At 65.9% G+C, this 19,394-nt stretch carries 21 protein-coding genes; 6 read left to right on the forward strand and 15 right to left on the reverse strand.

Features of this window, described 5'->3' with window-relative positions; genetic code table 11:
• Positions 1–9 precede the first annotated feature (9 nt).
• Positions 10–783: a sulfite exporter TauE/SafE family protein gene (locus tag ACP696_RS04800; protein WP_426015052.1), complete on the reverse strand. Its 774-nt coding sequence runs from the start codon at positions 781–783 to the stop codon at positions 10–12.
• A gap of 78 nt (positions 784–861) precedes the next feature.
• On the opposite strand from ACP696_RS04800, the gene ACP696_RS04805 reads away from it, so the two are divergent.
• From ACP696_RS04805 to ACP696_RS04815, 3 genes are all read left to right on the forward strand, one after another.
• Positions 862–1,806, forward strand: coding sequence for an MBL fold metallo-hydrolase (locus ACP696_RS04805; protein WP_426043511.1), 945 nt, complete (start codon positions 862–864; stop codon positions 1,804–1,806).
• Between the two features lie 82 nt (positions 1,807–1,888).
• Entirely contained in the window at positions 1,889–2,392 is a 504-nt protein-coding gene (locus tag ACP696_RS04810; protein WP_426015056.1) for a hypothetical protein, read from the forward strand.
• On the forward strand, positions 2,389–2,655 hold the full coding sequence (locus tag ACP696_RS04815; RefSeq protein ID WP_426015058.1) for a hypothetical protein: 267 nt from the start codon (positions 2,389–2,391) through the stop codon (positions 2,653–2,655). The genes ACP696_RS04810 and ACP696_RS04815 overlap by 4 nt, the downstream gene beginning before the upstream one ends.
• A gap of 174 nt (positions 2,656–2,829) precedes the next feature.
• On the opposite strand, the gene guaA is transcribed toward ACP696_RS04815, so the two are convergent.
• The 8 genes from guaA to ACP696_RS04855 all read right to left on the reverse strand — a co-directional run bounded on the left by guaA (position 2,830) and on the right by ACP696_RS04855 (position 10,131).
• Entirely contained in the window at positions 2,830–4,389 is a 1,560-nt protein-coding gene (gene guaA, locus ACP696_RS04820; protein WP_426015060.1) for a glutamine-hydrolyzing GMP synthase, read from the reverse strand.
• 60 nt (positions 4,390–4,449) lie between these two features.
• Positions 4,450–5,721: an RsmB/NOP family class I SAM-dependent RNA methyltransferase gene (locus tag ACP696_RS04825; RefSeq protein ID WP_426015062.1), complete on the reverse strand. Its 1,272-nt coding sequence runs from the start codon at positions 5,719–5,721 to the stop codon at positions 4,450–4,452.
• Positions 5,722–5,728: 7 nt separating this feature from the next.
• Positions 5,729–6,124 carry an MAPEG family protein gene (locus ACP696_RS04830; protein ID WP_426015063.1) on the reverse strand — a complete coding sequence of 132 codons (396 nt, stop codon included), beginning with the start codon at positions 6,122–6,124 and terminating at the stop codon, positions 5,729–5,731.
• Positions 6,125–6,128: 4 nt separating this feature from the next.
• The gene (guaB, locus tag ACP696_RS04835; protein ID WP_426015065.1) at positions 6,129–7,592 is read right to left on the reverse strand and encodes an IMP dehydrogenase; all 1,464 of its coding nucleotides are present in this window, start codon (positions 7,590–7,592) and stop codon (positions 6,129–6,131) included.
• 83 nt (positions 7,593–7,675) lie between these two features.
• Positions 7,676–8,047: a type II toxin-antitoxin system VapC family toxin gene (locus ACP696_RS04840; RefSeq protein ID WP_426015067.1), complete on the reverse strand. Its 372-nt coding sequence runs from the start codon at positions 8,045–8,047 to the stop codon at positions 7,676–7,678.
• Positions 8,044–8,241: a type II toxin-antitoxin system VapB family antitoxin gene (locus ACP696_RS04845; protein ID WP_426015105.1), complete on the reverse strand. Its 198-nt coding sequence runs from the start codon at positions 8,239–8,241 to the stop codon at positions 8,044–8,046. Before ACP696_RS04845 ends, ACP696_RS04840 begins: the two co-directional genes overlap by 4 nt.
• 61 nt (positions 8,242–8,302) lie before the next feature.
• Complete coding sequence (locus tag ACP696_RS04850) at positions 8,303–9,010, reverse strand: RlmE family RNA methyltransferase (protein WP_426015069.1); 708 nt, start codon at positions 9,008–9,010, stop codon at positions 8,303–8,305.
• Positions 9,007–10,131 (reverse strand): Ppx/GppA phosphatase family protein, encoded by a 1,125-nt coding sequence (locus ACP696_RS04855; RefSeq protein ID WP_426015071.1) that lies wholly within the window; start codon positions 10,129–10,131, stop codon positions 9,007–9,009. The genes ACP696_RS04850 and ACP696_RS04855 overlap by 4 nt, the downstream gene beginning before the upstream one ends.
• 160 nt (positions 10,132–10,291) lie before the next feature.
• Here ACP696_RS04855 and hspQ point away from each other — a divergent pair, with 160 nt between their 5' ends.
• Positions 10,292–10,621, forward strand: a complete 330-nt coding sequence (gene hspQ / locus ACP696_RS04860; RefSeq protein ID WP_426015073.1) for a heat shock protein HspQ — start codon at positions 10,292–10,294, stop codon at positions 10,619–10,621.
• 81 nt (positions 10,622–10,702) lie between these two features.
• Positions 10,703–11,584, forward strand: coding sequence for a phenylalanine 4-monooxygenase (gene phhA / locus ACP696_RS04865; RefSeq protein ID WP_426015076.1), 882 nt, complete (start codon positions 10,703–10,705; stop codon positions 11,582–11,584).
• On the opposite strand, the gene ACP696_RS04870 is transcribed toward phhA, so the two are convergent.
• Entirely contained in the window at positions 11,542–12,762 is a 1,221-nt protein-coding gene (locus ACP696_RS04870; RefSeq protein ID WP_426015078.1) for an acyltransferase family protein, read from the reverse strand. The two genes, phhA and ACP696_RS04870, sit on opposite strands and share 43 nt — an antisense overlap.
• A 105-nt stretch (positions 12,763–12,867) precedes the next feature.
• Between ACP696_RS04870 and ACP696_RS04875 the strand changes: the two genes are divergently transcribed.
• Complete coding sequence (locus tag ACP696_RS04875) at positions 12,868–13,698, forward strand: LytTR family DNA-binding domain-containing protein (RefSeq protein ID WP_426015080.1); 831 nt, start codon at positions 12,868–12,870, stop codon at positions 13,696–13,698.
• On the opposite strand, the gene ACP696_RS04880 is transcribed toward ACP696_RS04875, so the two are convergent.
• Genes ACP696_RS04880 through ACP696_RS04900 form a run of 5 tightly spaced genes read right to left on the reverse strand, consistent with a single transcriptional unit; the run spans position 13,695 to position 19,265 of the window.
• Positions 13,695–14,207 carry a GNAT family N-acetyltransferase gene (locus tag ACP696_RS04880; protein ID WP_426015082.1) on the reverse strand — a complete coding sequence of 171 codons (513 nt, stop codon included), beginning with the start codon at positions 14,205–14,207 and terminating at the stop codon, positions 13,695–13,697. The two genes, ACP696_RS04875 and ACP696_RS04880, sit on opposite strands and share 4 nt — an antisense overlap.
• 2 nt (positions 14,208–14,209) lie before the next feature.
• Entirely contained in the window at positions 14,210–15,553 is a 1,344-nt protein-coding gene (locus tag ACP696_RS04885) for an N-succinylarginine dihydrolase (RefSeq protein ID WP_426015084.1), read from the reverse strand.
• The gene (gene astD, locus ACP696_RS04890) at positions 15,550–17,004 is read right to left on the reverse strand and encodes a succinylglutamate-semialdehyde dehydrogenase (protein ID WP_426015086.1); all 1,455 of its coding nucleotides are present in this window, start codon (positions 17,002–17,004) and stop codon (positions 15,550–15,552) included. Before astD ends, ACP696_RS04885 begins: the two co-directional genes overlap by 4 nt.
• Positions 17,001–18,005, reverse strand: coding sequence for an arginine N-succinyltransferase (locus ACP696_RS04895; protein ID WP_426015088.1), 1,005 nt, complete (start codon positions 18,003–18,005; stop codon positions 17,001–17,003). The genes astD and ACP696_RS04895 overlap by 4 nt, the downstream gene beginning before the upstream one ends.
• Positions 18,006–19,265 (reverse strand): hydrolase, encoded by a 1,260-nt coding sequence (locus ACP696_RS04900; RefSeq protein WP_426015090.1) that lies wholly within the window; start codon positions 19,263–19,265, stop codon positions 18,006–18,008.
• Between the last annotated feature and the right edge of the window lie 129 nt (positions 19,266–19,394).

Genomic DNA, 19,394 nt, shown 5'->3' on the forward strand with positions numbered 1-19,394 from the left:
ATCACGACCTCATGCCGTCGTGGTCTTCCAGGCCACATAGGCCGCGACCATCAGCACAAGGGCGGCGAACAACCTGCGCGCCAGCAACGCGCGCCCAGCCAGAAGTCCCGCGCCGCGCACGCCTAGGGCGCCTCCGCCCAGTCCGCCCAGGACAAAGAGACCCGCGACGGGCCAGTCGATCAGTCCGGAGGCGGCATAGTTCAGCGAGGTGGCCGCGCCAAACAGCGAGACCGACAGCAGCGATGAGGCCGTGGCGCTGGCCAGGGTCATGCCTGTAGCCGCTATCAATCCGGGTACAATCAGAAACCCGCCGCCGATCCCGAAAAATCCGGCGGCAAGGCCCGTCAGCACGCCCAGCGGCGCCAGCTTTAGCATCAGGCTCACGCTGATATGGACCAGCGGATCGCCCTCGGACTTGGGGCGACGCATCATCGATAGGGCAATCGCCGCCATCGCGACGGCGAACCACAGTAACAGGCGCTGTCCATCGACAGCCTTGGCCAGGGTCGAGCCCAGGAAGGAGCCGATCAGTCCGGCTCCGGCGAAGACGCTCGCACACGGCCATTTGACGCGCCCTCCCCGGCCATGGCCCACCAGATTAAGCCCGGCATTGACCGCAACCGCCGCGGCCGATGTTCCAATCGCCACGTGGGGATCGTGGACACCAACGACATAGAGCAGCAATGGGGTGGCGAGCACCGACCCGCCGCCGCCGAACAGACCCAGCAGCGCGCCGACGACGACGCCGCTCATCAGGGCCGAAACGATCATGAACAAGGACATACGGCCAACTCGACGGGACTTGTATATTCATATATTCGCATATAAGTACTCTGTCGATAGGAAACCCGAGAGTATGTGATGCGCGAGCCGCCCCCTTCGCCCGACGCTGCCGTGAACAAGGCGAGATCGATTATCGAACAGGCGCTGGCCGCACCCGTCTCGCGACCGCTGGTGCAAGCCTTCTTCGACGAGGCGACCTCCACGGTCAGCTATGTCGTGCGTGACCCCACCTCATCGGCTTGCGCCATCATCGACAGCGTCCTGGACTATGACGCGGCTTCAGGTAGGACCGCCGAGCGGTCGGCCGACGCACTCATCGCCCATGTCAAGAATCAGGGGCTCACGGTCGTCTGGCAGTTGGAGACCCACGCCCACGCCGACCACCTGTCGGCCGCGCCCTATCTGCAAGGCGCTCTGGGCGGTCGCCTGGCGATCGGCGAGCATATCGTCGACGTTCAAAGCACGTTCGGAAAACTGTTCAATGCGGGACCCGACTTTGCTCGCGATGGCCGGCAGTTCGATCATCTGCTCAAGGACGGTGAGACGTTTTCGATTGGCGAGTTACGGGCCATCGCCCTGCATGTGCCCGGCCACACCCCGGCCTGCATGGCCTATGTGATCGGCGATGCGATCTTCGTCGGCGACACCCTGTTCATGCCCGACTACGGCACCGCCCGCTGCGACTTCCCGGGCGGCGATGCGGCGACGCTGTTCGCCTCGATCTTGCGTCTGCTGGCGCTTCCCGACAAAGCCCGCGTCTTCTTGTGTCACGACTACAAGGCGCCGGGCCGTGACGTCTTTGCCTGGGAGACCACGATCGGCGCTCAACGCCGAGACAACATCCATGTTCACGCGGGCGTTAGCCAGGCTGAGTTCGTGGCGCTGCGCGAGGCGCGCGACCGAACCATGGACATGCCCAGGCTGATCCTGCCTTCCGTCCAGGTGAACATGCGCGGCGGCCATCTTCCAGAGCCGGAAGACAACGGCGTGCGTTACCTAAAGATCCCCCTCAACGCCGTTTGATGAGCGCCATGACCAAACTTCTCGCCATCGTGGCCCCCTGACCGCCGGGCCCATCGCCGCCCATGCCGATCCGACCCGCGTCATGGTCCGGGTCCAGGCGCTCGACGCCAAATTCATCGGCGATCACATGGGCGGGGTTGCGGTCACGCTGAAGGACGCGCGCACCGGGGCGGGTCTGGCCAATGGCTTGACCAAGGGCGGAACGGGCGACAACCAACGGATCATCCGGGCGCCCAGAACGCGCGGCGGCGGCGTGACCGACAGCGCGACCGCCGGCTTCGAAGCCGTCTTGGATCTGAAAGAGCCGACCCTTGTGCGGGCCGAGGCGGCGGGTCCGATGGGCAAACCGCGCGCCTCCATCCGTGTGACGTCCGAACTCTGGGTCATACCTGGGCGTGACATCCTGGGCGACGGCTGGATCCTCACCCTGCCGGGCCTGGTTGTCGAACCGGCGGCGTCATCGACACCGGAGGGCGCCGTGACCATCACGGCGAAAGTCGCCTTGATGTACGGCTGTCCCATCGAGAAGGGCGGCCGTGGGACGCGGCCAATTAGTCCTGGGTCTGCTGAGCCTGAGGCTTCATGAACATCTCCGAGGTGGGGGTGAACTCCACCATCCGGCCCAGATACATGAGGCCGGTATTGTCGGAGATGCGCGCGGCCTGGCCCAGGTTGTGGGTGACGATGACGATGCATCTCGTCTTGGAACCAGACCTCGACAGGCGTGCCGGACGTCAGGCCAGATTGAATACGCGCCAGCGCCCCTGCGAAGCCTTCAACAGCCTCATCGACGAGCCAGACCGCATCAAATCCATCGGACATCGCCAATGGGCCAAAGGTTCACGCTAGGGGCGATTGGTATAAGATCAATTGGGTAACCCTCGGCCCGATGCCGTCAGCCATGCCGACAAATGAAAAGAGCGCCGGCGATAAACAGCGCTCTTTATGGAACGAAAAACCTTTTATTTCAGAGACCTATGCTGACTTTCTGATAGTCTGCGATAGCCCTAAAACGATGCCCCGTCATTCCCATTCAATCGTCCCGGGCGGCTTTGACGTAACGTCATAGACGACCCGATTGACCCCCCGGACTTCGTTGATGATCCGAGTGGCGGTCTTGCCCAACACATCCCACGGGAACTCGAAAAAGTCGGCGGTCATGCCGTCGGTCGAGGTCACGGCGCGCAGGGCCAGCACGTTCTCGTAGGTGCGGGCGTCGCCCATGACCCCTACCGTTTTCACGGGGAGGAGAACGGCGAAGGCCTGCCAGATCTGGTCATAGAGGCCTGCCTTGCGGATCTCGTCGAGATAGATGGCGTCGGCCTGCTGGAGCACATCGACCTTCTCGGGGGTAATGTCGCCCGGGATGCGGATCGCCAGACCTGGACCGGGGAACGGATGACGGCCGACGAAGGCCGGCGCCAGACCCAGCTCGACGCCCAGGGCGCGCACCTCGTCCTTGAACAGCTCGCGCAGCGGCTCGACCAGCTTCAGCTTCATGAAATCCGGCAGGCCGCCGACATTGTGGTGGCTCTTGATCACCGCCGAGGGGCCGCCGCGCGCCGAGACGCTCTCGACCACGTCGGGATAGAGGGTGCCCTGGGCCAAGAAGTCGGCGCCGTCGATCTTGGCGGCCTCGCGATCGAAGATGTCGATGAACTTGCCGCCGATGATCTTGCGCTTGGTCTCCGGATCGCTGACCCCGGCCAAGGCGCCCAGGAACTCGTCGCCGGCGTCCACATGGACCAGCGGGATATTGTAGTGGTCGCGGAACAGGGTCACCACCTGCTCGGCCTCGTTGTGACGCAGCAGGCCCGTGTCGACGAACACGCAGGTCAGCTGGTCGCCGATCGCCTCGTGGATCAGCACGGCGGCCACCGAGCTGTCGACGCCGCCCGACAGGCCGCATATCACCTTGCCGGTCCCGACCTGTTCGCGGATCTTGCCGACCATCTCCTGGCGGAAGGCGGCCATGGTCCAGTCGCCCTTCAGGCCGGCCAGCTTGAGGAAGTTGCGATAGATCTGGGCCCCGTTGACGGTGTGCACCACCTCGGGGTGGAACTGGACGCCGTAGATCTTGCGGGCGTCATTGGCGATGGCGGCGAACGGCGCGCCGGTCGAGGTGGCTATCACCTCGAAGCCTTCGGGAATGGCGGTGACGCGGTCGCCGTGGCTCATCCAGACGGTTTCCAGTTGACCCACACCGGCCAGACCCTCGAACAGCGGGCTGTCCTTGCCCACGGTCAGTTCCGCGCGCCCGAATTCGCCGGCATGGCCGCCCTCGACTTGGCCGCCCAGCACGTCGCACAGCAATTGTTCGCCATAGCAGACCGCCAACAGCGGCACGCCAATCTCGAACAGCTTCTTGCCGATGCGGGGGCTGTCGGCCTCCAGCACGCTGGCGGGACCACCCGACAGAATGATGGCCGAGGGGGCGTAGTCGTCGACCAGGGCCTCGGCCTTGTCGAACGGGTGGATTTCGCAATAGACGCCCGCCTCGCGCACCCGACGGGCGATCAGCTGGGTCACCTGGCTGCCGAAATCGACGATCAGGACGCGCTGGTGGTGGGTTTCAGTGGTCATGCGCGGGTCCTTTTCAGTGTCGTCATTCGGTGTCGGATCCCCTGCCCCGGCGGGAGAAGACTAGGCCGTGCGTTCCATTACCGCAGTGAAGAAGCCGTCGGTGCCGGCGCCCTTGGGCGTCAGGCGCAGATGGCCCTGCGGAGTGAGGTATTGCTGCACGCCGTCCAGCGTAATCGGCACGGTGGAGAAGCCCGGATGGCGTTCGAGGAAAGCCGCGACGCGGTCCTCGTTCTCCTCGACCAGCAGCGAACACGTCACATAGATCAGTCGACCGCCCACCTTCACGAAGTCGGCCGCATCGGTCAGCACCGCGTCCTGCTCGATCTGGCGCTTGGCCAGCTGATCGGGCGACAGCCGCCACTTGGCGTCCGGGTGACGGCGCCACGTGCCCGAGCCCGTGCAGGGCGCGTCGACAAATACCAGGTCCAGCTTGCTCTCCAGACCTTTCAGCGGCTCGCCCTCGATCGGCGAGCGGATTTGCAGATTGCGCACCCCGGCCCGTTGCGAGCGGCGGATGGTGTCGGCCAGCCGGCGGGGGTCGCTGTCGTGAGCGTAGATCTGGCCGCTGTTGCCCATGGCGGCTGCCAGGGCCAGGGTCTTTCCCCCGCCCCCGGCGCAGAAATCAAGCACCTGCTTGCCCTTGATCGGACCTGCCGTGGCGGCGGCGATCTGCGAGCCCAGGTCCTGGACCTCGAACCAGCCCCTGGAGAAGGCCGGCACGGCCTCGACAGACGGAGTACGGTCAGCGGCTTGCGGCGCAGGAATGCGGAAGGCCGCCTCAAGCACGCCAGCGGGCTCGGCGCCGATGGCGGCTACGGCCTTGGCGCCGCGCGGCACGTCGGTCTTAAGAAAGTTGATGCGGAGGTCGACCGGCGCGCGTTGCGACAGCGCCGCCATCTCGGCCGCCCGGTCTTCGCCCAGGGCGCGGTTCAGGAAGGGCTCCAGCCAGTCAGCATAGTCGCCGGCGATGGCGGCGGGCGCCTCGGCGATCGACCGCGGCGACGCGATGGCGGCCAGTTCGACCTCGGTCAGGACGCCGGGTCCATGCTCTTCGCCGACCGCCTCGGCGATGCGCTCGACGGACCAGGCCCAGTCGTGGGCCAGCACGCCCAGCACCACGCCGCGAACACTGTCGTCGCCCATCATCCAGCCCAGCGAGCGCTTGCGGCGCAGGGCGTCCAGCGCCAGGCCGGAGACGAAGGCCCGATCCTTCGAACCGGCATAGCGGGCGCTCTCGCCCCAGCGCTTCAGCGCCATCCGTACAGGGAAATGGCGCGTCTCGATCTCGGTGAGAACCTCGATCGCCGCTGTCAGTCTACCGCCGTCACGCATGTTGTTTTCAGATCACCAAGGCCGCCAGGATCAGGCCAATGCCGACCAGGGAAGCAAGCCAGACCAGCGAGCGGATGACCGGCACGCCGAAGGCATAGAGAAAGACATAGACTACCCGCGCGCCGACATAGAGCGCGGCGCCGCCGCAGGTCAGCGTTCCGAGCCGGCCGCCCAGATAGGCGACGAGCACGGCCACAGCGAAAAACGGAAAGGTTTCGCGGAAATTGGCGAAGGCGCGTTGCAGGCGCCCAGCCATTCCCGTGAGCTCCACCGGCGTATCGCGGGGACCGACATTCCACTTGAGACCGCGCTGCGGCTGGGCCGCGGCGCTCGCCCACAACAGGTGGACGAGGCCGATCACCACGGCTGCCGCCAGCATCTGGAGTTCGAAGGCCATCCGCACGGCTCTAAACCGCGCTCGGATAGTTGGGCGCTTCCCGCGTGATCATCACGTCGTGGACGTGGCTTTCACGCAGGCCGGCGCCGGTGATCCGCACGAAGCGAGCCCGCTTCTGGAACTCGGCGATGTCAGGCGCGCCGACATAGCCCATGGCCGCCCGCAGACCGCCCACCAGCTGGTGAAGCACCGGAGCGATGGCGCCCTTGAACGGCGTCTGGCCTTCAATACCTTCGGGAACCAGCTTGAAGCTGTCGGTGACTTCCTTCTGGAAGTAGCGGTCGGCCGAGCCGCGCGCCATGGCCCCCACCGAGCCCATGCCGCGATAGCTCTTGTACGAGCGGCCCTGGTAGAGGAACACCTCGCCGGGAGCCTCCTCGGTGCCGGCGAACATTGACCCCAGCATGGCGGTCGAGGCCCCGGCCGCGATGGCCTTGGCCAGGTCGCCCGAATATTTGATGCCGCCGTCGGCGATGACGGGCGTTCCGCTCTCTCTGGCGGCGCGGACGGCCTCCATGATCGCGGTCAATTGCGGTACGCCCACGCCAGCGACGATGCGAGTGGTGCAGATGCTGCCTGGACCAATGCCGACCTTGACCGCGTCGGCGCCGGCGTCGATCAGGGCGCGCGCAGCGTCGTAGGTGGCGATATTGCCGGCCACGATCTGCACGCGGTTGGCTTCGCGCTTAAGTCGGGAGACCGCCGCCGTCACCTGGCTTGAGTGGCCGTGGGCCGTGTCGATGACGACCACATCGACGCCAGCGTCGACGAGACCCATCGAACGCTCAAAGCCGACGTCGCCGACCGTGGAAGCCGCGCCAACCAGCAGGCGGCCCTTGTCGTCCTTGGCGGCCAGCGGGTGGGCCTGGGCCTTCTCGATATCCTTGACGGTGATCAGGCCGACGGCATGGAAGCCGTCGTCGACGACGATCAGGCGCTCGATCTTGTGCTTGCGCAGCAGCTCGCGCGCCTCGCGCGGATCGACGCCTTCACGCACCGTGATCAGGTTCTCGCGGGTCATGATCGCCGAGGCCGGGACCTTGTCGTCGCCTTCGAAACGCATGTCGCGGTTGGTCAGGATGCCGACCAGCTTGCCCGAGCCACGCTCGACCACCGGGAAACCCGAGATCTTGCGGCGGGCCGTGATCTCGCGGACCTCGGCCAGGGTGGTGTCTGGGTGGATGGTCAGCGGATTGATGACCATGCCGCTTTCATAGCGTTTCACTTCGCGCACGTGGTCGGCCTGTTCATCGACCGTCATGTTGCGGTGCAGGATGCCCATGCCGCCGGCCTGAGCCATGGCGATGGCGAGGCGGCTTTCGGTCACGGTGTCCATCGCGGCGGACACGAGCGGGATGTTCAGACTGATTTCACGCGTGAATTTGGTCTCGGTCGTCACCTGGGTGGGCATGACGTCGGACGGACCGGGTTCGAGCAAAACGTCGTCGAAGGTGAGCCCTTCGCGAATCTCCATTGGAGTCTCCATTTTGCGAGCCGCGTATAGCTACGGGAGGCGGCCGTGTCGACCCGCTTGGCCGTGAAGGACGCGAATTCCGCTCACCCTTCGGGGTGAAAGGCGACGGAAAGTCGCTCCGCGAGCTCCCGCAGCCGCCGATCACCTGTCCATAGCCTCGCGTCAGTCGTCAGCCTTACGGCCGCCAGGAGGTGAGCGTCCACATAGCCTACGCCCTCGCCGTGGAGGCTATGGGCTTCGATGAAACCCAACACCTCTTCGTCTCGCGCTTGGGCGGCCTGCGGCAACTGCGTGAGGGCTTCCAGAACCTCGCGCCGATTCCGCAGGTTGCCGAGCGCCAGCTCACCGACCACGAAGGGATGCGAGATCACCCGTCCGTCTTCAAGCAACCGCGTCAGCATGAGGTTCGATGTTCGGAGATGATCGATCCAGACCGACGTGTCGACGAGGATCACGCCGGTTCGGGCCGCCGACGAGGAACGCTTGCGACATCGGGCTCGCTTCCGCCAAGGCGAGCGAGGCGACGCGCGCTTTCACGTTCCACCAAGGCTTTCAGGGCCTCGCGGACCAGCGCGGTCTTTTCTTCGATGCCTGTGAGCGCGGTCGCTCGCGCCAAGAGATCGTCATCGAGCGCTAGGGTGGTTCGCATCGTCAGTTCCACGTTCGCATGAAATATGACATCAAACGATGCGAAAATCCATGCTTAACGATCAGCGCCCCTTGAACCCCGTCGCGACCAGAAAGACCTCGGAGCTGTCGCTGCGGCTGGCCTTGGGCTTGAAGTGCACGACCTTGGTGAAGTTCTTCTTCAACTGGGCGATCACCGCCGCCGTCTCGCCGCCTTGAAAGGCCTTGGCGACGAAGGCGCCGCCTGGTTTGAGCACCTCGATCGCGAAATCGGCGCCGATCTCGATCAGGCCGACAATGCGCAAGTGATCGGTCTCGCGATGGCCGACGGTATTGGGCGCCATGTCGGACATAACCAAGTCCGGCGCGCCACCCAACAACTCCAGCATCTTGGGCGGACAGGCCGGGTCGGTGAAGTCCATTTCCAGGATATGCGCGGGCGCGACGGGATCGACCGGCAGCAGATCGACGCCGACGATGTCGGTAACCCCGCGCTCCGTGGCCATCTGCAGCCACCCACCCGGCGCGCAGCCCAGGTCGATGACGCGGGCGCCCTTCTTGAAGAAGTGGTGCTTGTCGTCGATCTCGCTGATCTTGAAGGCCGCGCGGCTGCGATACCCTAGGGCCCGGGCCTTGGCCGAGAACGGGTCGTTGATCTGCCGCTCCAGCCAGGCCTGCTGCGAAGGCGTACGACCAAAGGCGGTCTTCAGGCGCGCCGGCTTGGCCCGGCCGCCGTCATTGCCGCCGGCGGGCGGCTTGACCATGCGCTTGCGGGGGGGCTCGTCGTTCATGGGTTCACCGTCTCGGGCCTGGAGCGACCCGCGCCGCCGCGCCGACGCCGGCGCGGCTTCTTCTGCTGGTCGGACATCAGGGACATCAGAAGCCCCTCTCTAAGCCCCCGATCGGCGACACGCACGCGAGAACACGGCCAAAGCTCTTGAACAGCCTGCAAAATCGCCGCGCCAGCCAGGACGAGGTCGGCGCGGTCGGCGCCGATACAGGGCTCCAAGGCGCGTTCCTTGGCTGTCAGAGTCAGCAGCCGATCGGCCGCCGCCTCGCATTCGTGACGGTGCATCCACAGGCCGTCGACCACGTTGCGATCATAACGCGGCAGACCCAAATGCAGGCCCGCCAGGCTGGTGATGGCGCCGGACGTGCCGACCATGTGGGCCCGGCCACTTTCGAACAGGGCGCGCATCGGTTCGGCGTGCGGGAAGGCTTCGATCCTGCCCTTGACCTCATCGACCATGGCCCGGAACCAGCCCTCCTCCACTCGCTCGCCCTCGGGAAAGCGCTCGGCCAGGGTGACCACGCCGATCGGAATCGACAGCCAGGCCTTGATCGGCAGCCTCCAGGCGGCGAATTGCCGAGGCTTGGCGTCGAGCCCGCCTCCTTTGAGATCAACCCAGGACAGCTCGGTCGATCCGCCGCCGACATCGACGACCAACGCCGCCTCGGCCTCGCGGTCGAACAGGCTCATGCAGCCGGCCACCGACAGTTGGGCTTCTTCCTTCGGCGTGATGATCTCCAGGCGCAAGCCGGTCTCCTCGGCCACGCGGCGCACGAAATCGGGACCATTGGTCGCGCCCCGACAGGCCTGTGTCGCGACGGCCTTGATCCGAAGAACCTTGCGACGGCGAATCTTCTCGGCGCAGACCTTCAAGGCCGCCATCGAGCGGTCCATCGCCTCCTCGGACAGGCGGCCGCTCCGTGAAAGCCCCTCACCTAGCCGGACGATCCGGGAATAGGCCTCGACGACGCGAAATCCTCGTGGGGACGGGGTCGCCACCAGCAGGCGGCAATTGTTCGTTCCGAGGTCGAGCGCCGCATAGCACGACTGCTCGCCTGGCGGCCGGCGCCTGCCCGAGCCTTGAGGCTGAGGCGCGCCGGGCGCTACCTGCGCCTCCGACATGGTTGTTCCACCTTGTCTCGCAGACGATTCGAACCGAACCGCCTCACTTCAAGAGCCAGCATAGCAACGGGATTCCCCAGCCGAAAGGCGTCGCCTTGTTATCCGCCAACGGAACTCTACGTTCAGCTTCTGGTCAGAAGACTCGGATTAGGCTGCACGCATGAATTCGAGATTTGCCAAGTTCGCGATCGGCCAAGTGGTCAAACACCGGATCTTCCCGTTTCGGGGCGTGGTGTTCGACGTCGATCCCGTGTTCGCCAACACCGAGGAGTGGTGGAATTCCATTCCCGAGGACATCCGGCCGACCAAGGACCAGCCGTTCTACCATCTGTTGGCTGAAAATGACGACAACACCTATGTCGCCTATGTCTCCGAGCAGAACCTGCTGGCCGACCAGACGGGGGACCCCGTGGGCCACCCCCAGGCTGCGGTGATCTTCGAGAGTTTCGATCGGGGCGCCTACAAGCTTCGCCCCCGAATTTCTCACTAGACGCAACGTCTCTGCCGACGACCGCCGGCTATCGCGCAATTCCGAAGGGAATTTGCCGTTGGGCGGGCGTAATCTCCGCGGATGAGCGCGGATGGTTTTAGCGGCGGCCCGCCCCCAGGGGCGAGGCTTGATTGGACAATCGACCAAGGCTGGGAAAGTTACACCCAGGCCGAGCACGACGTCTGGATCACACTTTACGAACGCCAGACCGCATTGCTGCCAGGGCGGGCCTGCGACGAATTCCTGCGCGGCCTCGACGCCCTTGACCTGCACCGATCCGGCATCCCTGACTTCCATAGGATCAACGAGGAACTGCAACGCCTGACCGGCTGGAGCGTGGTGGCCGTGCCGGGCCTGGTGCCCGATGACGTGTTCTTCGACCACCTGGCCAACCGCCGCTTCCCCGCCGGCCAGTTCATCCGCAAGGCGGACCAACTGGACTATCTGAAGGAGCCGGACATTTTCCACGATGTCTTCGGCCACGTGCCGATGCTGACGGACCCAGTGTTCGCCGACTACATGCAGGCCTATGGCCAAGGCGGCCAGCGGGCGCTCAGTCTGGGACGTTTGGCCAATCTCGCTCGGCTCTACTGGTACACGGTCGAGTTCGGGCTGATCGAAACCGAGGCTGGCCTGCGCATCTACGGGGCAGGAATCGTCTCGTCGCGTACCGAATCGCTGTTCGCCCTGGAAAGCGCCTCGCCCAATCGGCTGGGGTTCGATCTCGAGCGGGTGATGCGCACGCCTTATCGGATCGACGATTTCCAGCAGGTCTATTTCGTCATTCCATCGATCCAGTCCTTGCAGGCGGTCACCCTGCGCGATTTCGCCCCGCTCTATGATCGGCTGGCCGGCGCCGCCGACCTCGGCATCGCCGAGATCATCAGCGCCGACCGGGTGATCACTACCGGCAGCCAGGCCTATGCGAAGGCCGGAGGGCTCTTGGCCTCAGCGGGCGACTGATCGCCCCTGAGGCCAAACAGCAGGCGCACGCCTGGAATCCGCCTCACGATCTCGTAGGTCGCGAAACAGCCCGCGAAAGTGAAGACGATCAGAATCAAGGCCTCAAAAGGCTGGGGCAAACCCAGCTTGGCCAGATGGTGAGCCATCACCACAATCAAGGTCTGGTGCACGAGGTAGAACGGGAAGACGCCCACCGTAAGGTAGCGAAGGATGGGCCCGCCCCGGTTGAGATACTTGGCGCCGAACCCCAGGATCGCGGCGATCGCGCACCACGTGTCGGTCGTGTAGACGAAGCGCATCGCCCAACGCAGACCTTCCGGCGGGATCGGCGTGCCGGCGCGATAGACCCAGGCATAGGTCGCCCATCCGGCATAGGCCGCGACCGCCAGGCCCAAGGCAAGCCAACGCGCGGCGATCAGGCGTTCGCGAAGAACCTCCGACTTGGCCAAGCCAAAGCCGAGCAAGAAAGCCGAGAACGACACGGCGTGCACATAGTGGTCACCGACCAGGGCATGGGTTTCGCCGTAGCGCGGATAGAGCAAGGCGCGAACGAGGCCAAGAAACACGATGGGCCACAGGATCAGGCCAGGGCCGTTCAACACGCGTTCGGCGGCGGCTTGCAGGTGCTCGCCCAACCGGCGCCAGATCAGCAGCAGGCCGGCCAGCACGAGGGTGTAGAACAGCAGATAGGCCACGAACCACATATGGTTCCAGGTCGGGGTGGTCAGGCAGCCGTCCGCCGAACACCAGTGACCAGACCCCGTGACATACTTGATCCAGAAATCTCCGTAGGAGAAGGCCGAGCCAGGCCCCGCCGAGTGGGCCGCCGCGTACTCGACGACCTGGTAGTAGGACTGCGGCGGCACGATCACGAACATGGCAAACAGCAGCGGCGGCAGGAGGCGCGCCATCCGCGCCCCGGTCAATTTACCTACCGTCGTCTTGTCTGCCATGAACCGGGTCGCCGCTCCGGAGACCAGAAACAGCAGAGTCAACCGCCAAGGATTGGTCACGAACATCGCCAATTCCAGGGTCTCAACGGGATGAGGCGACTTCACGTGCCACTCCCAGGGCACGTAGAACATGCCGACGTGATACAGAATCAGCAGGAAGAACGCACTGACCCTAATCCAGTCAAGATCGTATCGGCGGGTCGGGGTTGAGACGGTCGTGGTCATGAGGGCACCCGTTTGAATAAGGATGACAAGGTCGTGGCCCAGCCCCGCGCCACAGGCCAAGACCCACGGGATCAGCGGGGCTTGGCAGGGACGAGCGGAAACCGATTGGCGGCCAGCGGCGCGGTTTTCGGGATGAGCGGCGAGGAGCGGCAAGGCATTTGGCGCGCCTGGCTTCTCGGCGTGGGTCTGATCTCCTGTATCGCCGTCGTCAACGTCCTGACCATCAGGCATGACGCCTCGCGCCTTGGCACGCTGGCGCCCGCGATATGGGAGGGCAGCAGCGCCTTGGTGACGCTGGTGATCTTCGCTATTCCGGCGTTGGTGGCGCTATGGACCACGCGGGCGTCGCCACGCTGGTGGCAGGCCGCGCCCGTTCACGTTTTGGCAGTCGTGATCTATTCGATGCTGCACGTCAGCGGCTTCGTCCTGCTCCGCAAGGCAGCCTATTTCGTGCTGCTGCATCAGCCTTATCAGTTCGGGTCGCTGTCCACCGAATTCCCCTACGAATTCCGCAAGGACATGATGGCCTATGGCCTGGCCTCGATCATCTGTTACCTCTCGTTGCGGCGAAGCGGACGTCAGGCGGGCATATCGGCCCAAGCGCCCTCTGCCCCGGCCACGTTTGACATCCGAGACGGCGCTCGACTCTTGCGCGTCACCGTCGATGAAATCCTGGCCGTGCGTTCGGCGGGCAACTACACCGAGTTCCTGCTCCGCGACGGTCGGCGGCCGTTGATGCGCTCGTCCCTCAACGGCCTCGAAACCCGGCTCAGCGAACACGGCTTCGTTCGTATTCATCGCTCGTGGCTTGTCAATCCGGCGCGGGTGAGCGGACTCCGGCCGGCGGGATCCGGTGACTATGCCGTCGAGCTGGGCGATATCGAGGCCCCGCTTTCGAGGCGATTCCCGACGGCGCTGGCGGCGCTGCGCGGCTAGTCGAGCAGCAGACCCATGACGATGTCGTCGTCCACGCCGCCATCCGGCAGTCGACCGCGGGCGATCATTCGCCCCTCGATCTGAAACCCCAGGCGCTGGTAGAGCCGTTGAGCCCCGAGATTGGCCGCGCCGGTCCACAGCTCGATCCGGCGCACGGGTGGGCTGGCCTGGCGCGCAGCTTCGATCAGGGCGCGAAACAAGGCTGAGCCGACGCCCCTTCCCTGCCAGACTGGATCGACCGCCACTGTGAGATCGGTCAGAACATGGGCGAAGATCCGGACCTTCATTCGCTCGACGTGAAGTTCGCCGCACAGGCCGCCGTCCGCGCCAACCGCCAAGAGGTTGAAGCCCCCGTCATCCGCCGCGGACATGGCGTGGGCGACATAGTCCTCAGTGACCTCCTCCGGCTGCCGCGCTAGGCCGCCAGGCTCCGCCGCGACCCGGCGATGGAGCGCCAGGATGGCCGCCGCGTCTTCCGGCATGGCGGGTCGGACGATGAAGTCGCTCATGCTCAGGCAACTCGCTGAAATGGATAGAAGTCGCCACCGAGCTTGAGGATCGTCGTCAGCTCGTCCAACGCCTCGCGGCCCTCGACGATTAAGGAAGGGTCGATCAGGTCTGCCGGCGCCAGGCGATCGCGATAGCGGCGGGCGGCCCACAGGTTCAGGCGCTCGTGCAGCGCGGCGTCGAACCGTTGACCGGCGTTCGTCGCCGCCAGCTCGACCTCGGTCAACACGACGCGCAACCGCAGGCACGCAGGACCACCGCCGTTGCGCATGCTTTGCCGCACATCGACATATTCCACTCGACCTATGGGACCGTTGGAGCTGGCCAGCGCCTGAGCCGCCGCGTGGGCGCGTGGGTTGTCGCGGGTTTCGCCGGGGGCGAGCAGCACCAAGCGGTCCTCGCCGGGCAGGACCAGGAGCTGGGAGTTGAAGAGATAGCTTTTCACCAGGTCGTCCATCGGCAGGTCGGCTTCGCTGATCTCCACGAAGGTCGGTTCAAACAGCCCCTGGGCGGCGCGGCGCACACCGGCCTCCATCGCCGCGCGATCCTCGAAGGCCCGTTCGTGAAACAGCAGGCACTCCCGAGTGCCCACGCAGACCACGTCGTTGTGAAACGCCCCGCCATTGATCGCCGCCATGCCCTGACGCGCAAAGACACCCCGGGCCGCGCCATGCCGCCGCTCGACCGCCTCGAAGGCCTCGCGGGTCTGGCGGGCCGGATAGCGACCTTCCCAGCGCTCCCAGGCTTCGCGACCCCACACGAACAGGTTGACGCCGGCCTCACCGTGATCGGCGCAAAGCCGCACATGGTTGGCTGCGCCTTCGTCGGCGAAGTGCGGTTGGGCCAGCAGCGGGTCGTGCACGGCGAACCGGGCCTCGTCGGAGAACAGGCGGCGAAGAGACCGCGTGGTCTGCTCGCCCTCGAGACTGCGATGCAGGTTGGTCAGCAGGTTGGCCGGCGTGAAATGCACGCGGCCATCAGCGGTATCGGCACTGGGCGTGACGGTCGCGGCATTGGCCGCCCACATCGGCGATGCCGAGCAGGACGTAGCGGCCAAGGCCGGAGCCTGTTTCCACGCTGTTTCCAACACCTTGGCGTCGGAACCTGAGAAGCCGATCGACCGCAGCAGCGCCAAATCTGGCCGCTCATGCGGCGGCAGCACGAACTGCGGCAGCCCCCAGTCGGCCAGCTGGCGCATCTTGGTCAGCCCCTCCAGCACTGCGGCGCGTGGGTTGGAGGCCTCGCCGGCATTGGCCTGGCTGGCGATATTGCCGGGCGACAACCCGACATAGGAGTGTGTCGGCCCGACGAGCCCGTCGCAATTGGCCTCGACGGCGCGGGAGGTCATTCCCGCAGGCCCTTGATATCGCGAAGGGTATTGGTGACGCTTGGCGCTTCGAAACTGGCCACGGGATAAGCGCAATAGTCTGCCGCGTAATAGGCGCTGGGGCGGTGGTTGCCCGAGCTGCCAAGGCCTCCGAACGGCATGGTCCCGGCCGCGCCCGTGGTCGGCCGGTTCCAGTTGACGACGCCGGCTCGGATACGCTTCAGGAAATGCTCCCAATGCGCTGTTTCACTGGAGATAAGACCCGCCGACAGACCGTATCGGGTGGCATTGGCGGCGGCGATTGCTTCGTCGAGCGAACCGACCCGGCGCACCTGCAGCAGCGGCGCGAAAAGCTCTTCGTCGGGGATTATCTCACCGGTCACGTCGACCAAGCCAGGCGAGACAAAGGCGCCGCTCAGCCCATCGACCGACGTCATGGCGCGCAACGCCTTGCCGGGCATCGCCTTGGATCCGGCTAAAGCCATGGCGGCGGCCCGATCGGAGATCAGCGGTCCCATGAAAGGTTCCTCCCCGCCGTTCCAGGCGCCGATGACCAGGCGCTCGGCCAAGGCAGCCACCGCGTCAATCACCGCCTTCCCGCTCGCGTCGTCGCGAACGATCAGTCTGCGCGCGCAGGAGCATCGCTGGCCAGTGGTGATGAAGGCCGACTGCACGACCAAGGCCGCCACCGCCTGGACGTCGCCGGCGTCCCAGACCACCAGCGGATTGTTGCCGCCCAGTTCCAGCGCCAGGATCACATCGGGCCGATCGGCGAAGTGGCGGCGGAAGAACGCCCCGGCCTGCGCCGAGCCGGTGAACAGCAGGCCGTCGATCTCCTGGTCGATCAGCGCCTGGCCCACCTCCCGGCCGCCCTGGACTAGGTTGACGACACCGTCCGGCACGCCCGCCGCCTCTAGAGCCTCGACCAGCAGTTGGCCGGCCAGCGGCGTTTCTTCCGACGGCTTGAAAACCACAGTGTCGCCGGCCAGCAGCGCTGGGACGATATGACCGTTAGGCAGGTGGCCGGGGAAATTGAATGGTCCCAGCACGGCCATCACACCATGCGGTCGGTGACGCAGCACGGCGCGGCCAAAGGCCATCGCGCTCTCGTGCTCGCCCGTGCGTTCCTCATAGGCCTTGATCGACGCCTCGACCTTGCCGGCCATCGAGCCCAGCTCGGCCTTGGTCTCCCAGAGCGCCTTGCCGGTCTCGCGGCTCAGGGCCTCGGCGAAGTCGCTGGTGCGCGCCACCAGCACGTCCTTGTAGCGGCGCATGACGGCGATCCGCTCGTCACGCGGACGGTCGCCCCAGGCCAGGAACGCCTTGCGCGCCGCCGCGAGCGCCGCGACCACGTCGGCCGTCGAAGCCGTCGCCTGGCGCCAGATCACCGCGCCTGTCGTCGGGTCGATCGAGACCGCCTCGGCGCCGGCGCCCGCGCGCCACACGCCATCGATGAACACGCCGCCGCTCATGCCTTCACCCGCACCATTTCGCCGTCCTGGACTCCCAGGGCCGAAGCCGCGTCGCGGCCGATGATCGCGCTCTCGCCATCGATCAGCACGGGTGTGCGCACCGCCCGAAAACTCGATACCGCCCCAGAGCAGATCAGCGCTTCCTCGCCATAGGCGTCTTCACCCAGCCTGACGCGTAGCCGCCGCCCTTCTCGCACCGTCTTGATGTCGTCGCGCCGGGCCGCCACGGTTGGGCCAGCGTCGAAGATGTCCACGAGACCGGAAAATCGGAAGCCCTCGGTCTCCAGCATGGCGCGGGCCGCCTCGCCCTCGCGATGCACCCGGCCGATGGTCTCCGAAGCGGGTTGTGGCAGCAGCTCGGCGTAGATCGGGTGTCGCGGCGCCAGATCGAGGATGAACTGGCCATCGGTCGACGCGCTCATCATGTCGGCCTCGTCGAACTCGAGCCGGAAGAATTTGCTGGCCACGTGGTCCCAGAACGGACAGCTGCCGTCCTCGTCGAACCAGCCGCGCAGTTCGGCCAGCACCATCTCGGCGAAGCGCTGCGGCTCCAGGCCAATGAGCATGTAGCGCGACTGGGCCAGCAAGCGCCCGGCCCCGCCCTTGCGACGCTCGGGCTTGAGGAACAGCGAGCCGACCTCCGACCAGCCGGCGCACTCGTTGACCAGCACCAGGGCGCGGTGGTCGAAACGCTTGTCGAGCGTGGGAGAAGACTGCGCCAAGGTCACGACGCGGAACGAGAAATGCGGCCGCTTCAAACCCACGCCCGCCTTGACCCCGGCCACGCCGATCACGTCGCCGGCCTCTAGGTCATCGAGCATCAGGGTGTACCAAGCCTCGGGCGCGGCGACCTCGGAGTGGAAGCTGGCCTGGGACAAGGCAAGCCGGGAGCGCAGCGTTTGCTCATCCTCCGGCAGGCTGGTGAAGCCGCGGCCCGACAGGACGGCCAACTCCATCAGGCTGTCGAAATCAGCAGGCACGGCGGGACGGACGACAAGCATTCAAACAGTCTCCGCGAGGTCGGTCATGGCCGCGCGCAAGGCGGGACCGTCGATCTCGCCGCTCGCCAGCTTCATCAGGATCAGGGCCGATAGCTGGGCGCGCTCCACAAAGCTGTCTGGCCAAGCATGTTCGGCCTCGCTGTGGATGTCGCCGCCGCGCACGCCCAGCGTATCGACATTGGGCAGGCCCGAAGCGAACAGATTGTTGCCTTCGCAGACGCCGCCCGACGGCTTCCAGCCGATCTCTTGCCCCAGCAAGGCGCCGACCGCCTTCACCGCGCCGAACAGGCGCTGCTGCGCGGCGTTGAAGGGCTTGGCGCCACGGGTGACGCGGCCATGCAGGTGAGCGTGCAGGCCCTCCCCCGTGGTCGAGGCGACGATCCGATCGACCTCGTCCTGGAACCAGGCCGCGTCCTCGGCGGCCGGGAAGCGGACATTGAAGCGCACCACCGCGACGTCTGGCACCATGTTCAGCGGCGAGCCGCCGTCGATCTTGGCGATGTTGCAGGTGACGCCCTCGCGCTGGCCGTTCAGGGCGTGCAGGGCCTGGGCGATGCGCACCGCCTCCATCACCGCGTTGCGGCCGGCGGCGAAGTCGCGGCCGGCGTGGGCGGCTCGACCGTGGACCACGACGTGAAAGTTGCCCGAGCCCTTGCGAGCGCTGGCCAGCGAGCCGTCGGCCAGCGCCGGCTCGTAGGTCAGGCCGACATGCCCCAGGCGAGCGAATTCCGCCAGGATCGGGGCCGAGGCGACCGAGCCGATCTCCTCATCCGGCGACAGCAGCACGCGGTAGCCGACGCGGCCAGCCAGCGGATGACGCTCGAAAGCCTCCAGCGCCGCCAGCATCACCGAGATTCCGCCCTTCATGTCGGCGATGCCCGGTCCGTGCAGGGCCCCGTCGGCGCGCGTCGTCACGGTCTGGAAGCTGCTGGTTTCGGGATAGACGGTGTCATAGTGGCCGGTCAGCACGACTTGGACCGGCGCCTCGGGCCGCACCACGACCGCGATCGCCGACGGATGGGCGCGCTCGCCGATTTTGCCATTGGCGCCGATCTCCGGCGAAGCGGCCAGCGGTATCTCGGTCGGAGCCGCCGGCAGGCCCGCGAAGGCTTCGAGCAGACTTTGCCGCTGGCGCTCAAGACCTGCCAGATGATGGCTTCCGGAATTTATCGCGCACCAAGCAATCGCTCGCTCAATGATCAGCGCGCCTTGGCCGGCCAGATGATCCAGCACCGCGCGATCTTCGTCATTGAGTCGCATGAAATCTGTGTCTCCCTCAGTTCAACCTAAACCAAGGGCCGCGGACGTTTCGTGCTTCCTTGCCTGGGAAAACCGGGTGTCCGCGCAACAGCCTTGCTCCGGACCCTGATCGGTCGCGCGGGGATCAGC

Origin of the sequence: Caulobacter sp. DWR3-1-2 (genome assembly GCF_049896225.1) — a bacterium.
Taxonomy (GTDB): domain Bacteria; phylum Pseudomonadota; class Alphaproteobacteria; order Caulobacterales; family Caulobacteraceae; genus Caulobacter.

Excerpts from the sequence above, each read along its gene's own strand:
- ACP696_RS04800 (WP_426015052.1), bottom strand. The coding sequence starts at position 783 with ATGTCCTTGTTCATGATCGTTTCGGCCCTGATGAGCGGCGTCGTCGTC.
- hspQ (WP_426015073.1), top strand. The coding sequence starts at position 10,292 with ATGAATTCGAGATTTGCCAAGTTCGCGATCGGCCAAGTGGTCAAACAC.
- ACP696_RS04805 (WP_426043511.1), top strand. The coding sequence starts at position 862 with ATGCGCGAGCCGCCCCCTTCGCCCGACGCTGCCGTGAACAAGGCGAGA.
- ACP696_RS04815 (WP_426015058.1), top strand. The coding sequence starts at position 2,389 with ATGAACATCTCCGAGGTGGGGGTGAACTCCACCATCCGGCCCAGATAC.
- guaB (WP_426015065.1), bottom strand. The coding sequence starts at position 7,592 with ATGGAGATTCGCGAAGGGCTCACCTTCGACGACGTTTTGCTCGAACCC.
- ACP696_RS04850 (WP_426015069.1), bottom strand. The coding sequence starts at position 9,010 with ATGAACGACGAGCCCCCCCGCAAGCGCATGGTCAAGCCGCCCGCCGGC.
- ACP696_RS04885 (WP_426015084.1), bottom strand. The coding sequence starts at position 15,553 with ATGACCTCCCGCGCCGTCGAGGCCAATTGCGACGGGCTCGTCGGGCCG.
- ACP696_RS04880 (WP_426015082.1), bottom strand. The coding sequence starts at position 14,207 with ATGAGCGACTTCATCGTCCGACCCGCCATGCCGGAAGACGCGGCGGCC.
- ACP696_RS04895 (WP_426015088.1), bottom strand. The coding sequence starts at position 18,005 with ATGCTTGTCGTCCGTCCCGCCGTGCCTGCTGATTTCGACAGCCTGATG.
- ACP696_RS04810 (WP_426015056.1), top strand. The coding sequence starts at position 1,889 with ATGGTCCGGGTCCAGGCGCTCGACGCCAAATTCATCGGCGATCACATG.
- ACP696_RS04900 (WP_426015090.1), bottom strand. The coding sequence starts at position 19,265 with ATGCGACTCAATGACGAAGATCGCGCGGTGCTGGATCATCTGGCCGGC.
- ACP696_RS04825 (WP_426015062.1), bottom strand. The coding sequence starts at position 5,721 with ATGCGTGACGGCGGTAGACTGACAGCGGCGATCGAGGTTCTCACCGAG.
- astD (WP_426015086.1), bottom strand. The coding sequence starts at position 17,004 with ATGAGCGGCGGCGTGTTCATCGATGGCGTGTGGCGCGCGGGCGCCGGC.
- ACP696_RS04845 (WP_426015105.1), bottom strand. The coding sequence starts at position 8,241 with ATGCGAACCACCCTAGCGCTCGATGACGATCTCTTGGCGCGAGCGACC.
- ACP696_RS04870 (WP_426015078.1), bottom strand. The coding sequence starts at position 12,762 with ATGACCACGACCGTCTCAACCCCGACCCGCCGATACGATCTTGACTGG.
- ACP696_RS04855 (WP_426015071.1), bottom strand. The coding sequence starts at position 10,131 with ATGTCGGAGGCGCAGGTAGCGCCCGGCGCGCCTCAGCCTCAAGGCTCG.
- guaA (WP_426015060.1), bottom strand. The coding sequence starts at position 4,389 with ATGACCACTGAAACCCACCACCAGCGCGTCCTGATCGTCGATTTCGGC.
- phhA (WP_426015076.1), top strand. The coding sequence starts at position 10,703 with ATGAGCGCGGATGGTTTTAGCGGCGGCCCGCCCCCAGGGGCGAGGCTT.